The organism is Chitinophaga hostae (assembly GCF_018224885.1).
Lineage (GTDB): Bacteria > Bacteroidota > Bacteroidia > Chitinophagales > Chitinophagaceae > Chitinophaga > Chitinophaga hostae.
In genome coordinates this window covers 41,246-56,793 of the sequence record NZ_JAGTXB010000010.1, presented here as the reverse complement: position 1 = coordinate 56,793, position 15,548 = coordinate 41,246, and the positions used below count along the sequence as shown (strand labels likewise).

The window sequence follows — 15,548 nt, the reverse complement described above, 5'->3', positions numbered from 1 at the left end:
AACTATATGAAAATCAGGCAGGATGTGCCTGCAGGCTAACTTCTTAACGCATTCAAATGAAACCAGACCATATCCCGACATTATCTTCACCGGCTATTAATTGCAGGGGGCAGTTGTTATCGCTGTCGACCCCTGTGGTGATGGGTATCATCAATGTAACAACAGATTCTTTTTATGAAGGTAACCGCATGCACGAGCTGCACCTGGTGATGGAAAAGGCGAAGCAGCACCTCGAAGAAGGCGCTACTATCCTGGATCTGGGAGCGCAAAGCACGCGCCCGGGTGCGGAGTTAACAGGCCCCGAAGAAGAGCTGCACCGTTTACTGCCTGCTATTCACGCTATCCTCAACCGCTACCCTACTGCAATTATTTCTGTTGATACCTGGTATGCCGCCGTAGCAGAAAAAGCGGTACATGCCGGTGCGGCCATCATAAATGACGTTAGCGCCGGAGATATGGATGCCGACATGATACCGGTAGTGGGACGGCTGCAGGTTCCATATATTGCAATGCACATGCAGGGTAAACCGGCTACTATGCAGCAGCAGCCGCAGTATACTGATGTGGTGACCGAGGTGCTCGACTATCTGAAAGAAAAGCTGGCGGAGTGCAGGGCAGCAGGCATCAAAGACTTTATTGCTGATCCGGGATTTGGTTTTGGGAAAACGCTGGAGCACAATTATACGCTGCTAAAGCACCTTCACCTGTTTACCTATATACTCGGCGTACCGGTGTTGACGGGTATTTCCCGTAAATCGATGATATACAAACTCCTGGGCATCACGCCGGTGGAGGCATTAAACGGTACTACGGTACTGAATACAATTGCATTGCAACAGGGCACCCACCTGTTACGGGTACACGACGTAAAAGCCGCTATGGAAGCGGTTAGGATTATGGAGAAAATGAAAGGCTAATTTAATCTTGCTATTTTTACAATTATGAAGGAAGTAATACAGTTTTATGGAGTGGAGTTTCGCTGGCTGAATCTATTGGATCTGCTGATTGTTATTTTTTTAATTATTCAATTGTATCGTTTATTAAAAGGGAGTCTCGCTTTTAACATTTTCGTAGGGTTGCTGATGGTATATGCGGCCTATTTCCTGGTAAGGGCTTTGCAAATGCCCATCCTGACCAGTATCCTGCAAAACTTTATTAATGTTGGTATTATTGCCATCATTATCATTTTTCAGCCCGAGATACGGAAGTTCCTGCTGGTACTGGGCAAGAAGACACCGCTGAGCAAGGATAGTTTCCTGACCAAGTTATTTCTTCCTGATAAGTTTAAAAGTTATAAGGAAGAAGAAAATATTATCAATGAAATCATTGTAGCGGTAAGCCGCATGCAAAGTACTTCCACCGGGGCTTTGATGGTGATCGCCACTACTTACCGTGTAAAGTTTGATTCAGCCTCCAGTATCCCAATAGACGGGAACGTGAGTGCCAAGCTGATAGAAAGTATTTTTGAGAAACACAGCCCGCTTCACGACGGTGCGTTGATTATTGTAGGTAATAAGATCCTGGCTGCCAAGGTGATATTACCTGTTTCCGAGAACCCGAACCTGCCCACGCGCATAGGATTACGTCATCGCTCGGCGGTGGGTATTACGGAGCATAGTGATAACCTGGCGATCATTGTTTCTGAGGAGAGAGGTACTGTTTCCTATGCGATGGATGGAACATTGACACAGGATGTATCGCTGGAAGATTTGAAAGTGAAGTTATACGAGGTGTTGATCGATGGGTATAGTTGAGAAACAGCTTTTAGCCGTTAGCTTTTAGCTTTTAGTAAATGCAGCGGAGAGATAAGGGTGAGAGCGTTTTTTTAGTCTTCTGTTATTTTTAATCTTCTGCTATAAAGAGAAAGGAGATCAGGTGTGATACCTGATCTCCTTTCTCTTTATAGTTAATAGCCGGCGGCTAATAACGGGAGTATATCTTATTTGCCTGGAACAATCGGAGCAGCTGGAGCAGGAGCGCCTGCTTTAATGTCTACCAACTGAACGTCAAATACCAGTACAGAGTTACCTGGAATTACCGGAGGACTTCCCTGTAAGCCATAAGCTAATACAGAAGGAATTACCAGGGTAGCTTTGGAACCTTTTTTCAGACCGCTTAAACCTGCATCCCAGCCTTTGATAACGAAACCGCGACCGATAGGGAATTTAATTGGTTCTAAAGGCATGCCTGGGCGCATAGTTGAATCCTGGCTGGAATCAAATACTTTACCGGAGGTCAGTTTACCAGTGTAGTGTACATAAACGGTATCACCCGGATTAGGGGTGCTTCCTGTACCTTCCTGGGTAACGGCCACGTATACACCTTCAGCGTTTTTAGTAGCGTTGATCTTGTTTTTGTCCAGGTACTCTTTAATGAGTTTTTCGTCTTTCTCTTTCTGGGCAGCGGCAGAGTATTTAGCTTCTACGGCGAAAGTGATTTTCAGTTTATCACCTTTTTTACCAAACGGAGGACGTTCCTGGGCAGGTAATGAATCCCATGGAATGATGAAAGTGGCGCTATCTCCTTCATGCAGGACAGCAATACCTTCCATCATGTCATACTTGTTCTGGGCTTTAGCCACCAGCACGGGAATCGGAGCTCCAAACATTTTGCGGGAATCGTCCAGCAGGGAGTCATTGATTTTCCGGGTTACGTTCAAAAGGGCAGTATCCCCCAGTTTCAGTTGTGGACCGCTGCCGGATTTGTGAACGATATACTCAATACCGCCCGGTGTTTTTTTAACACCTGTACCGCAGCTGGCTATCAGTAAGCCGAAGGCTGCAGTTGCAACTAATAACTGATTGTTTTTTTTCATTTGTTTGTATTAGTAGGTTGAAATACTTTATTAATTTATTGTAACAGCGCTTCGTTTTCTTCGATGGCTTTGATAAAGCGGTCTACCGTTTTCTCGAGCGAATCTGTGCTGCGGCCACCGGAAGCGTTGAAGTGTCCTCCGCCATCGAAGTATTTACGGGCGAAGGTATTCACATCAAAATCGCCTTTGGAGCGGAACGACAGTTTTACTTCTGAGTTACGGTCAATCACCAAAGCGGCCATTTTTATGCCCTGTATGGATAACAGGAAGTTGACCAATCCCTCGGTATCCCCTGTTTGTAAATCAAACCTCTTGAGGTCTGAATAAGGGATGGCGAGCATGGCGGTATTATATTCATAGAATACTTCCATGCGATTAAGCAGACTATGTCCGAGGAATCGCAGGCGGTTTTCCAGGAAGTTGTCGTATATAGCCTGGTGGATCACCTCATGTCGCAAGCCCCTTTCCATCAGGTCGGCCACCATGCGGTGCACGGCAGCAGAAGTAGATGCAAAGCGGAAAGAGCCTGTATCTGTGACCGTTCCGGCATAGATACATTGTGCAATTTCGAGGTTAATATACTGCTCATCTCCCAATTTATATATAGTTTCATAAACTAATTGAGCGGTGGAGCTGGCTTTAGTATCGCTAATGCCGTAATCGAAATTGGGCTGAGGCTCGAGGTGGTGGTCGATGAGGATTTTAATACAATCCAGTTTTTCCAGGTGTGGCGCCAGGTTTTTGGTGCGGTATAAAGCGTTGAAATCGAGGCAGAACAAGAGATCAATTCCTTTCAGCGCCTCAATGGCGCGGTCTGTTGAAGATTCGTAGTCTATAACAAAGTCAGCCCCAGGCATCCATTTCAGGAAATCCGGAAAGTTGGTAGGTGAGATTACAGTTACCTGGTGTCCTTTCTGCAATAGATAGTGATACATTGCTAACGAAGAACCCATAGCATCCGCATCCGGCTTCTGATGCATGGTTATTACCACTTTTTTAGGGCTCTCCAGCAAAGGCTTAATTTCCTCGATCGACTTCATTAAAAAACTGTAATGTTAAGAGTTGATTTCCAATCACAACAAGTGGTTGAAACAGAAAACGAAGATGCGAAGATCTTTATTTGAAGCAGAATTTCAAAATTTTTTACCACTAAAGAAAATGTAATTACTTTTGCGGCCTAATCTGTAATTCGGAATTAAACATTATATGAGCAACAGAACATTTACTATGATCAAGCCTGATGCAGTAGCAAACGGGCACATTGGCGGCATTTTAAACATGATCAACGCTGCAGGTTTCCGCATCGTAGCCATGAAAATGACGCAGTTATCTACTGCTAAAGCAGGTGAGTTTTATGCAGTGCATGCGGAAAGACCTTTTTACGGTGAACTGGTAGAATTCATGAGCAGCGGCCATATCGTAGCGGCTATCCTGGAGAAAGACAACGCCGTAGAAGATTTTCGTAAACTGATCGGTGCTACCAATCCTGCTAACGCAGAAGAAGGTACCATCCGCAAAAAATACGCTGAGTCTATTGGCCGTAACGCAGTTCACGGTTCTGACTCTGATGAAAACGCTGTGATTGAAGGTAACTTCTTCTTCAGCGGTCTGGAAAAATTCTAGTACTGCATCGCAAAATTGATTTTGGAAAAGGCTGACGTGATGAACGTCAGCCTTTCTTGTTTTAACTTATCTAATTGATTCATTATAATAATGTTAAGTGCATTTATATAAAGTACATTATCAAATAAATCAATCAGACTGCCAAATAGTCGCAAACACATGATTTTTAACGAAAATATGATACCTGAATAGGGCTTAAAAACGGCATTTTTCAGTGCTAAACCAGGAAATTTTTGCCACTTCTAATACGTTCGTTATTAATTAATTAAATACATATACCGGATGCGCAGCTTTAAGCATTTACCACTCCCCTCTTTTTAGCCTGAAAATACTGATGTTATATTACCGTTTCAGATAGGCGTTCACGTTGTTTAGCATAAAACTTTTTAACTTGCCCCTATATGTGGGAATCATTCCGGAAACTGTTTAAGGGTTATTTGAGATTAGAGCGGTCGATGTCTGACCACTCAGTAGAAGCCTATTTGCGTGATGTAGAAAAACTGGAACAATACCTGATGTCTGTGGGTAAAGAGCAGCTTCGCCCCCAGGACGTTACCCTGGAAGAACTACAGGGTTGTGTTCAGTGGATCGCCAAACTGGGAATGACTGCTACCTCCCAGGCGAGAACGATTTCGGGGTTGAAGGCATTTTACAAATTCCTGTTGCTGGAAGACATGGCACAGGAAGACCCCACCCAGTTACTGGAGGCGCCCAAGGTGTTAAGAAAATTACCGGATGTACTGACCTTTGAGGAAATAGAAAAGATAATCGCCCAGATATCGCTGGATACCGCCGAAGGACACCGTAACAAAGCGATCCTGGAAACCATGTATAGTTGCGGACTGCGGGTAAGTGAAGTTATCGGCCTTCAAATCACCCAATTACACATGGATGTGGGGTTTATCCGGGTAATTGGTAAAGGTAACAAGGAGAGAATGGTACCCATTGGCAAAGACGCCATGCGGCAGATAGATATTTACCGGAGAAATGTTCGTATAGCGTTACCCGTTAAATACGGAGAAGAGGATACGCTGTTTCTGAATCGCCGCGGCGGCGCTCTCAGCCGGGTCATGATATTCCTGGTGATCAAGGAACTGGCTCAAAAAGCAGGCATCCATAAAAATGTATCACCCCATACCTTCCGGCATTCCTTTGCCACCCACCTGGTGGAAGGCGGCGCCGATTTAAGGGCTGTCCAGGAAATGCTGGGGCATGAAAGCATCACCACCACAGAAATTTATACACACCTCGACCGGGAATACCTGCGGGACACCCTGCTGCGTTTTCACCCGAGGTTTTAACACAAAAAAACAGCCACCCGGGGAAAGGCGGCTGCTTACTCGCTGTTAATCGGGTTAACGGACAAAGTAATGTGGGGGATTTACAAACAATCAGTAGGTCTCAAAACATCCAGTTATTAGTTAAAATAAGCTTGGGGAGGTTAACAAACGGTATTTATCACTCTTCTTTTTTCGTATAACCGTCAGGGTAATCATTTCGCTGAACCAGTTACCAATCTGACTGGAAGCTCTCCGCACCCTGGAGGGTCTGTAAATAATATTGATATTGCTGCAGGGGGCTACATCGCGTCTTTCCCTTGACTGAGAGATCCTTTCATCCTCTTCCCACAATAGCAAGTCGTTTTTGTATACCTTAAAATAAACATCGGGGCCCAGGTTTTTACGTCCTGGTATGATAACTGGTCCCATACCACGTCCCAGCTGCTGCCGGGAGAAATGAAGATAATACCTGCCCTCTTCATTGGTAGCTGCACGTCCAAGCAGCCTACCGGTTAAGGCGTTATAGGCTTCCACTTTCAGGTGAGGTTGCCCTTCACCGCCCAGGTGATTTTTCACTACTCCCGTAATCACCCATGCGCCGGCATGTGAATAGATATTATGCCAGGTCACTGCAGGAATTACATACGCATAAGCGCCTACGTAACCATTGCTGTTGCGCTTCCAATGTAATACCAGTTTGCTGAGATGGAAATTGCGGGGCTGACGGCTGCCGTTTCTCCCTGGCATCTGATCAAGACAAAGGTCCAGTTCCAGGGGTTCGGTAAAAAGATGCACCTCCTCCCAGGATAAACAAAAGTTGCCTTTTTCATCCAGGCTTGTTTCAGCCAGTAACCTGTCGGCTTTCATGAGCACCTCTTTGGCTGATAAAGGCTTCATATCGTTAAAAATACCGTTGGCCTGCGGCTCTTCCTGATACCGGTTATCCGGTAAGTAAATACGGATGCGCGCATTTGCCAGTGGCTCAATACAATCATTACAAATTAGTGCAGAGATGTTGCCGATTAATAGGTAACTCATAATTTTATTTTTTTTAAAGAAAAAAAAAGGGGTTAACGAGCATCACCTGATGAACTGTTTCTGCATAAACTAACTAAATCAAAAAACAAACAAGGTTGAAAGACCAAATACCGTATTCTTTTTTGAGGACAATAGACTACTAAGCCAGTTGACGATACAAAGATTGCGAAGTTTAAATGAGCAGTCAAGCGTTTAACAACTGAAAAAAACAAATGCGTATTTATACGCATATAAGGCTAGGACATACGGAGAGGCGTCGTGAGAGCATGATTTATTTATTTCAAAACAGCCATAGATTATTGATGCGTATTTATACGCAATTTCAGGGCTAACGCTACGGAATCATTCAAGGGAAAGCAATTGGCCAAACCGTCAAAACGCTGTACCACATTGCATTTGAGCACTCCGCATATCAAACAGGCCGGCCAAAGCCGCCACGGGGTGGTGCTTGCAGATGCAATTATTTATAATAATTTTACCATCAAACTAAAACTTACCCACTATGAGCGATTCTACAAAAAGACCTATCCCTTCGGATGCGGGGGCCTTCATTTCTCTTGAAGAAATGAACGTACTTACTAAAAACCACGACGACCAACATGCTAATCAGAAGTCGTTGGATCCTCATATCAAAGCCATATGCTTTGGCAAGGATAAAATACTTGAGTTACTGGATCAACCTGGCGCAACAGCGTTAAGAATATATTTCGGATTGAAGATAGATACGGATGGCGATGGTATAAAAGAAAAGAAAATGGTACTGGTGGCGGTTGACGAAGAAGGAGACGATATTCTGCCTGTTCCGCAGGATGCCGCGGCTTTGTCTTCCGGTATCCAGGCTAAAACAATGCAGGCTAAAATACTGGATGCCGGACTTCCCTGTCCCTCCTATTGTGGTGGTAAAAGACCTTAGAAAATAAAAAAAACTACGTGGAAGTTTATCAAATCATCTTCTATATTATGTTGGGGATCGAATGCTTGCTTTTGATCCCCTTTACATTAAATTATAGTACGCTCGACAAGGCTGGAAAAAGCATCTATCAATACCTGATCAGCAGTATCGTATTTGCGGTAGGATCTGTTACTATTGAGCAATTTGTCCACAATAATATGTGGTTCTTTGCCATTATGTATTTTATCCAGTTTCTTATCTTATCTGTTTTCTATAGTACCGTCATTAAAAATGCTGCTGTTAAAAAGGCCATCAAAATATTGCCTGTCCCTGTACTGATTATCTTTATCCTGGATCTTTTAAAAATTGAAGGGGTAGATAAATACAACTCTTTGTTTACAACCATCCGCTCATTTGTTTTGCTTGTTTACGCCATCATCTTTTTCTTTCAGCTACTCAGAGACAATGAACTGATCGAGCAGGCTATATTTATCAACAGTTTGCCCAATTTCTGGTTTAATTCGGGCCTATTCCTTTATTTGTGTGGGTCTTTCATATTTTCACTTAGTTATAACTACCTCGAAAGCCAAAAAATAATCTCCAACATTACCTTTACTATTACACTGATAGGCGGTATTTTGCAGTTGATTCTTTTTTACATCGGCCTACAGAATATACCTAAAAGAAAATAATGAGCTTTATCGAAATAATGATCATCGGGACTGCTGCTATGCTATTACTCGGCGCTTTGGTGGTGGGATTGGTGTTTCTACAGCAAAAACAGGTTATACAATATAAACTGAATCTGCGCGACAAGGACCTGCAGCTCCAACGGGAACGCCTCATCGCAGTACTCCAGGGCCAGGAACAGGAACGTAAACGGATTTCAGAAGACCTCCATGACGAGGTGGGTGCGCAGCTTTCTGTGTTAAAACTCAACCTGGGTGGGCTTCAATCCCTGCTCAAAACGGGTAACGGCGAAGCCGAGCGGCTAAAGGAAACCAAGGATTTTACGGATAATATTATACAGCATCTCCGCTTTATTTCCCAGAGCCTCCACCCACAGGCATTGGATAATCTTGGTTTGGCCCACGCCCTCGACTCTTTCTGTAATCTGATGAATAAAAATAAACAGGTGAAGATTACTTTTAAAACCGCCGGCAACGGACAGCCCGTGGACCGGGAAAAAGCGCTGAACGTGTACCGGGTGGTCCAGGAACTGCTTAATAATATCCTGAAACACGCCCAGGCCAATGAGGTGCTGATTACCTATCAAACAACACCTTCCCTGCTCACCGTGAACGTGGAAGACGACGGAAATGGCGCATTAATCACGTCACTGGCTGATTCGCGTAAGAAAATCAACAGCCTGGGACTTAAAAATATTGAAAGCCGACTCAATATTATCGGTGGAAATATTACCTTCACCCCAAGAACACCACAAGGAACTATTGCTTCGATCAGTGTAGAGAATTATCAGGCGTCCGCACAGAATAGTTGATACTTATGTTGTTTTATTACTAAATTGCCGTCTGTTATGTTTGAATCCGTTTATAACGACATGACTTATAGTAATTTATTCTCAATAAAATAATAGCAAATCTTCTAACTGTCCACCTATGGCACACATAAAAGTGGCCATTGCGGATGATCACAAGATCTTTCGCAGTGGAGTGATTAACACACTTATTCCGTACGAAAATATCAGCTTCATCTTTGAAGCGGACGACGGTCTGCACCTACTGCAGATCATGGAAACACAACAGCCGGACGTCATCCTGATGGATCTGAAAATGCCGAATATGGATGGTATCGAAGCCACCATCAAAGTAAAAGAAAAGTATCCTGATGTAAAGATCATCATACTCACCATGTATGAAGACGACAATTTTATTGTCCACCTGGTGGAGAATGGGGCCAATGCATACTTACTGAAAAATGCGGAACCGGAAGAAATCTATGAAGCCATCTGTACTACTTTCGATAAAGGATTTTATTTTAATGAAAACGTAAACCTGGCACTGCTTAAAAAGGTATTACACAAGAATAAACAACAATTTAAACCGACACTTAAAAACGAAATCCAGCTGAACGACCGGGAACAGGAAGTACTGAAGCTGATCTGCAATGAACTCACCACCCAGGAGATTTCGGAGCAGATATTCCTGAGTCCCCGGACCGTTGAAGGCATCCGGCAAAAATTATTAGAAAAGATCAACGTTAAAAACAGCGTTGGCCTGGTACTGTACGCATTCCGAAATGGATTAATAGAATAGATTTAAATACCCACCTAATCATGAGAACTATCAAAACCTTCGCCGCCACAGCAGGCGCTATGTTGCTGTTGTATGCCGGCACCACCCTGGCTCAGGGGATTAAAATGCCTGCTCCTAGTCCAACCCAAACGATCAAACAGGACTTCGCTTTATCCAATATAGAGCTGAGCTACTCCCGCCCATTGAAAAATGGCAGGGTGATCATGGGTGACCTGGTTCCTTACGGCAAAGTTTGGAGAACCGGCGCCAACAACGCTACCACCATTACTTTTGGTGATGATGTTAAGTTTGGCGGCGTAGCGGTGAAAGCCGGTAAATACGGTTTACTGACCATACCCGGCGCGCAGTCATGGACCGTGATCCTGACCAGCAGCCTCGATGTAACCAGCCCTGCTGCCTACAAACAAGAAAACGATATTGCCCGCGTACAGGTAAAACCGATCGCCGCTCCCTTCACCCAGGAAAGCTTTACCATCGGTTTTGAAAACGTACGTTCCAATTCCGCGGTCCTGACCCTCAGCTGGGATAAAACTAAAGTTCCGGTTGTGATCAGCGCCGATATCGACGATAAAATCACCGCCCAGATCAATGACGCGATGCAGTCGGCCGAAAAGAAACCTTACTTCCAGGCGGCTGTATACTACTATGAATCCGGTAAAGACCTTACCAAAGCAGTAGAATGGATCGACCAGGCTGCTACCCAAAGCCCTGACGCATTTTGGGTATGGTACCAGAAAGCACGCATCAACGCGAAAGCAAAAAATGTGAAAGTAGCGAAAGAAGCTGCGCAGAAATCCATTGAGCTGGCTACCGCCGCCAAGAACGACGACTACGTAGCACTGAACAAGAAGTTACTGGCTACTTTAAAATAAGCTTAAAGCAGAAGGCATAAAGCAAAAAGCTATAAAAGCGAATGACCAGAGCAAAATGGATTAATATCCGCTCTGGTCATTCGCTTTTATAGCTTTTTGCTTTATGCCTTCTGCTTTAAGCTCGGAGAAAAATACTGGAAACCCGACGCCAACGCAATTACCAGCAAACAGCCTATCGCGTTGAGCCATAAAAAAGAAACAGTACCTGTCCAGTAAATGACCAATACCACTATCTCTGAAATGATGGCCGACCAGAAAGTAGCGGTGCCGCCTACACGCTTTAAATAAAATGCTACCAGGAAAATACCCAGTATAACCCCGTAAAACCAGGAGCCCAGTATATTTACCACTTCTATCAAGCTGCCCAGGCTGCCGGCAAACTGCGCTACCAATATGCAAAATACGCCCCAAATCAGTGTCCAGAGCTTCGATATCCTGAGATAATGATCTTCGCTGGCATCACCATTATACAATCGTTTGTAGATGTCTATCACCGTAGTGGAGGCCAGTGAATTCAACGCTGCTGCAATGCTTCCCCAGGCGGCCAGGAATATGATGGCAATCAGCAGGCCTACCAGTCCCTTCGGCAAACTGTTCACCACAAAATGAAGGAAAATGTAGTTGGTATCATTGGTATCTGCGGTGGTATCAGCCGCTTTAATCAGCGACAGCGCTTCTGTTCTTACCTGTTGCGACTGAACATCCGTTTCCTGCAACGCCTTTTTTGCCGTGGCTATCTGCGCTGTATTGTCCGCTTCCAGCGCAGCCGCCAGTTGTTTTACCTGTTGCTGTTTCAGCTGTCCCAGCTCCCCGTACCGGTCTTCCAGCTTTATCAACGCGGGCCCCTGTTCGGTTTTATGTACCCTGGCCAGTTGTGCTTCATTAAAGAAGATGGGCGCCTTAAAATACAGATAGAATACAAATACCAAGGCGCCTATCAGCATGATGAGGAATTGCATCGGCACCTTTACCAGGCCATTCATCAATAGGCCCAACCGGCTTTCTCTGACCGATTTAGCCGTCAGGTAACGACCTACCTGCGACTGGTCAGTTCCAAAATAGGATAAGGCCAGGAAGAAGCCCCCGATAATCCCGCTCCAGATGTTGTATTTATCTTTCCAGTCGAACTTTGTTACAATCACATTCAGCTTATCCATTTTACCGGATACCTGTAAGGCCTGTTTGAAACCTATATCTGCCGGCAGCAGGTGTACTACCATCCAACCGGCGAGGAACATACCTGCAAAAATAATGACCAGCTGGAATGTTTGGGTATACGCCACTGCACGGGTACCGCCGGCAACCGTGTAAATAATCAGTAAGCCCCCCATGATCATATTGGTCCAGTAAAGGTTCCAGCCCAGCAGCGACGATAGGATGATAGAAGGTGCACAGATACTGATACCGGTAGATAAACCCCGCTGTATCAGGAACAGTGAAGAAGCCAGTGTACGGGTTTTCAGGTCAAACCGTTGTTCCAGGAACTCATAGGCGGTGTATACTTTTAACCGGTGGAAGATAGGCACAAAGGTGATGCAAAGCACTACCATCGCCAATGGCAGACCAAAGTAATATTGTACAAAGCGCATCCCATCGGTATAAGCCTGACCGGGCGCGGAAATAAATGTAACGGCGCTGGCCTGAGTGCCAATGATCGACAACAACACAATATACCAGGGCATGGACTGGTTATCGAGGAAATAACTTTCCATGTTGCGCTGGCCACGGCTCTTCCAGACACCATATAATATAATTATTGTGAGCGTACCACCCAGTACAACCCAATCTAAAAGGCTCATGAAAAGGTTTTGGTGAATAAGTAGAAGAGCACGATCAGCAACAGCAGCCAGGCTATTACCAGTATATACCACCAGTTCCATGACGGAAACAAGGGCGGTTTCTCTTCGTGCGGGTTGTCAGCTGTCATAGACATTAATCGTTTGAATTGCTTTTGCTCCACATACTTCCTGTTAACAGTCCCAGTCCGATGCCAATCACTAAACCTACCTGTACCCGCTTAATAGAAAAACCTATCAGCAAACCCAGGATAATACAGAATATGGCCGCTATCTTCAACCGGGGCCTGTTTTGTTCGTGTTTCTTACTCATTTTTCTTTCAATCCCTATTTAACAGAAATCAGGTTTACGAATAACCGGTATGCACCAGGTACACCTGCCGGCAGCTGTCTGAAAAAAGACAAGCCGGTATAAACATAGCACCCTTTGCCATAGTGTGCCAGCAATGCAGCACCATCCAGCGGCGATTCTCCTTTATCATTCATCGCAAAAAGCCTGGTATAAGCCTTATCAGCGTTCACTGTGTAATATAATCCCCTTTCCTGCACCCATCCGTTGAAGTCGGCCGCAGTGATTTCGTTAGGATAATGAAATACCGGGTCTTTGGCGTTGATCAGTTTCACCGGTGCATTTTCATCGGTTACCCTGTCACGGGAAAGACTGAATGGATAAGGGCCCAGGTCATTGATCACCAGCGGACCATTTACATTATACTGGATGATCAGCTTACCGCCCTCTTTTACATACTCCATCAGCCGGGGCTGCCAGTATTTCATACGTGCGTTTACGTTATAAGCACGTACGCCGGCGATAATGGCATCGTATTGTTGCAGGTTACCGCCCATGATGTCCTTCTCTCCCAGTTCTGTTACATCGTACCCTACCTGGCGCAGGGAAGCCGCCACCATGTCACCTGCTCCGGGTATATATCCCAGGCGGTTCCCATTATGTTTGAGGTTTACAGATACCAGCCTGGCCTGTGCTTCTGGAAACAGGGTGATCAATGGAATATGATCATAACGGATCTGTTGCAAGCTTTGCGTATATTCTTTCCCGTTACATTCCATGACTACCGTAAACGTATCTACGTGATTTTCTGCCGCACTTTTTACGGGATTAATATTAAACCGTAATTCTATTTCATCGCCTTTAGCGGCCAGTGCGTAAGACAGGTTATTGGTACCGGCGGTAAAGCCGGCAGGCAGCTTCAGGTGTACGTTTCCTTTCACGTTATCCGTCATCGCTTTTATTTTCACGGGCACCGATTGTGGTTTGGTGTCTGTAAAAATATATACCTGGCTGCTAAGATCCGCTACTACCGGTGGCGCAATCACCAACGGCTGATAGATCTCTCCTTTTACCGGATCGGTATATTTATATTGTAAGGGGCGGTGCATCGTAAAATCCTGGTCGCCGATACGGAAACGGATTTCTGCCTGCAACGCAGGTATGTTTTCGGGATATCCCACCAGCAACGGGTCTTTTATTATATACATGCCCACCGGATGTGATTCAGCCAGCCAGTATGGCTCTGATTCCGGCGTACCGGCGGGTACTGCCAGGCTTTGGGAAATGCTGGTGAATTTATTAAAGGCCAGTTCCTGTTTGCCTGCGATATTTGCTTTACCCGGAAGGTCAATCTGTTCCAGTGTAATTTTTACGGGTCCCCTGTTAATCAGTTGTACGGTGGCTTCCATGTTATAGCCAGGCACCACGGTAGGCGAAGTGCTGTAGGCTTCTGCCCAAAGCCCGGCGCAGGCGTATATCAGTTGTTCTGTTTCTCTTAGTTTCAGGTTACGCCAGTAGCCATCGGGTAAGGCCTGTATGGCACTGCGTATTTCCAGCAGAGCTGGTACTGATGCGGCGGGATCCTCCATGTTGTAGGCGGCAAGCGCAGCATCTACCAGTGCGCCTACTTTACTCCCCCCGGGCACCCTTGCCCAGCTGGTGTTTACATCATCCAACAGGTTGTTTTTGGGTGTATTACCTTTTATGGTGAGAAAGTATTCCTGTGAGCTGCCGCGTGAGGCGGGCACACCAAAGCCCTGACTTTTGTGCTGGGAGCGGCTTTCGGCGGCAATTTCCCCGAAGCCCTTACCAAGCAATGGATTAAAGGTGCCTACGTCCATCTTAAACTGGTCATCGGCAGTGGTATTTACGCTGCCGAAATTAAACGTATTCCAGAGGATACGTTTGGCTTGCCAGGGTTTTAACTGTTTCAGCTGTTCCGGGAAGCGTGCGGGATCCGCTGCGGCGGCATAGGCTTCTTCCGCCAGCATGGCGGAGGCGGTATGATGTCCGTGACCGGCGCGGCTATCTGCCGGGAAGCGGCATATGATCACGTCCGGCTGAAATTTACGGATCATGTATACCACATCTCCCAGAATCTTCTCCCGGTCCCAGATAGTGAAGGTTTCCTGTGGATTTTTGGAGAAGCCGAAATCCTGTGCACGGGTAAAGAACTGTTCGGCCCCGTCGATACGGCGGGCAGCCAGCAGTTCCTGGGTACGGATCAGGCCCAGGAGCTCTGATTGTTCGTTGCCCACGAGGTTTTGGCCGCCATCGCCGCGGGTGAGCGACAGGTAGCCCGTGCGATATAGTTTTTCTTTCGCCAGGTAGCCCAGCAAACGGGTGTTTTCGTCGTCGGGATGGGCGGCAATATACAATACGCTTCCCAGCGTATCGAGTTTTTTCATTTGCAGTTTAATGTCTGCAGCATTCCATACAGGCGAAGGCTGCGCCATAGCGGGCAAGCCCATTGCTGCCAGTATAATGATGACCAGGGCGGTGTAACGTCTTATAACCATTTGGCGATACGTGAATTTACGGATTGTCAAAAGTAATAATTAATTAGTGGGAGAAGCAGATAAAATGGTTGAGTGGCGAGGGGAATAAAAAAAGTCCCGGTGGATCCACCGGGACTTTACTTCTCATAAGCAAAAACCAACCAGCTCG

At 45.6% G+C, this 15,548-nt stretch carries 16 protein-coding genes; 9 read left to right on the top strand and 7 right to left on the bottom strand.

The genetic code is table 11. The features are described 5' to 3' along the window. Window positions 1-56: 56 nt before the first annotated feature. Both folP and KE626_RS19990 read left to right on the top strand, forming a co-directional pair. Window positions 57-917, top strand: a complete 861-nt coding sequence (gene folP, locus KE626_RS19995; protein WP_211974709.1) for a dihydropteroate synthase — start codon at window positions 57-59, stop codon at window positions 915-917. A gap of 24 nt (window positions 918-941) precedes the next feature. Beyond that, a complete protein-coding gene (locus KE626_RS19990; RefSeq protein ID WP_211974708.1) occupies window positions 942-1,754 on the top strand; it encodes a diadenylate cyclase in 813 nt (270 codons plus the stop codon). 185 nt (window positions 1,755-1,939) lie between these two features. Here the strand turns inward: KE626_RS19990 and KE626_RS19985 are convergent, their stop codons facing one another. Continuing rightward, entirely contained in the window at window positions 1,940-2,815 is an 876-nt protein-coding gene (locus tag KE626_RS19985; RefSeq protein ID WP_211974707.1) for an FKBP-type peptidyl-prolyl cis-trans isomerase, read from the bottom strand. A gap of 35 nt (window positions 2,816-2,850) precedes the next feature. Beyond that, entirely contained in the window at window positions 2,851-3,855 is a 1,005-nt protein-coding gene (locus tag KE626_RS19980; protein WP_211974706.1) for a DHH family phosphoesterase, read from the bottom strand. Between the two features lie 166 nt (window positions 3,856-4,021). Between KE626_RS19980 and KE626_RS19975 the strand changes: the two genes are divergently transcribed. Further along, complete coding sequence (locus KE626_RS19975; protein WP_142687090.1) at window positions 4,022-4,438, top strand: nucleoside-diphosphate kinase; 417 nt, start codon at window positions 4,022-4,024, stop codon at window positions 4,436-4,438. Between the two features lie 401 nt (window positions 4,439-4,839). Beyond that, entirely contained in the window at window positions 4,840-5,739 is a 900-nt protein-coding gene (xerD, locus tag KE626_RS19970) for a site-specific tyrosine recombinase XerD (RefSeq protein WP_211974705.1), read from the top strand. Window positions 5,740-5,859: 120 nt separating this feature from the next. Here xerD and KE626_RS19965 read toward each other — a convergent pair whose 3' ends face one another. Continuing rightward, complete coding sequence (locus tag KE626_RS19965; protein WP_211974704.1) at window positions 5,860-6,756, bottom strand: hypothetical protein; 897 nt, start codon at window positions 6,754-6,756, stop codon at window positions 5,860-5,862. 502 nt (window positions 6,757-7,258) lie between these two features. On the opposite strand from KE626_RS19965, the gene KE626_RS19960 reads away from it, so the two are divergent. The 5 genes from KE626_RS19960 (at window position 7,259) to KE626_RS19940 (ending at window position 10,796) form a co-directional block, all read left to right on the top strand. Then, window positions 7,259-7,669, top strand: a complete 411-nt coding sequence (locus tag KE626_RS19960) for a hypothetical protein (protein ID WP_211974703.1) — start codon at window positions 7,259-7,261, stop codon at window positions 7,667-7,669. A 17-nt stretch (window positions 7,670-7,686) separates the two neighbouring features. Further along, entirely contained in the window at window positions 7,687-8,340 is a 654-nt protein-coding gene (locus KE626_RS19955; RefSeq protein ID WP_211974702.1) for a hypothetical protein, read from the top strand. Beyond that, window positions 8,340-9,149, top strand: coding sequence for a sensor histidine kinase (locus KE626_RS19950; protein WP_211974701.1), 810 nt, complete (start codon window positions 8,340-8,342; stop codon window positions 9,147-9,149). Before KE626_RS19955 ends, KE626_RS19950 begins: the two co-directional genes overlap by 1 nt. A gap of 118 nt (window positions 9,150-9,267) precedes the next feature. Continuing rightward, a complete protein-coding gene (locus KE626_RS19945) occupies window positions 9,268-9,924 on the top strand; it encodes a response regulator transcription factor (protein WP_211974700.1) in 657 nt (218 codons plus the stop codon). A gap of 20 nt (window positions 9,925-9,944) precedes the next feature. Further along, the gene (locus tag KE626_RS19940; RefSeq protein ID WP_211974699.1) at window positions 9,945-10,796 is read left to right on the top strand and encodes a DUF2911 domain-containing protein; all 852 of its coding nucleotides are present in this window, start codon (window positions 9,945-9,947) and stop codon (window positions 10,794-10,796) included. Between the two features lie 101 nt (window positions 10,797-10,897). On the opposite strand, the gene KE626_RS19935 is transcribed toward KE626_RS19940, so the two are convergent. Genes KE626_RS19935 through KE626_RS19925 form a run of 4 tightly spaced genes read right to left on the bottom strand, consistent with a single transcriptional unit; the run spans window position 10,898 to window position 15,400 of the window. Then, window positions 10,898-12,595, bottom strand: a complete 1,698-nt coding sequence (locus KE626_RS19935) for a sodium:solute symporter family protein (protein ID WP_211974698.1) — start codon at window positions 12,593-12,595, stop codon at window positions 10,898-10,900. Continuing rightward, a complete protein-coding gene (locus tag KE626_RS34910; protein ID WP_283093168.1) occupies window positions 12,592-12,723 on the bottom strand; it encodes a hypothetical protein in 132 nt (43 codons plus the stop codon). The genes KE626_RS19935 and KE626_RS34910 overlap by 4 nt, the downstream gene beginning before the upstream one ends. Before the next feature lie 5 nt (window positions 12,724-12,728). Next, the gene (locus KE626_RS19930) at window positions 12,729-12,905 is read right to left on the bottom strand and encodes a hypothetical protein (protein ID WP_211974697.1); all 177 of its coding nucleotides are present in this window, start codon (window positions 12,903-12,905) and stop codon (window positions 12,729-12,731) included. Window positions 12,906-12,919: 14 nt separating this feature from the next. Further along, window positions 12,920-15,400, bottom strand: a complete 2,481-nt coding sequence (locus tag KE626_RS19925) for a PIG-L family deacetylase (protein ID WP_249207591.1) — start codon at window positions 15,398-15,400, stop codon at window positions 12,920-12,922. Window positions 15,401-15,548: the final 148 nt, after the last annotated feature.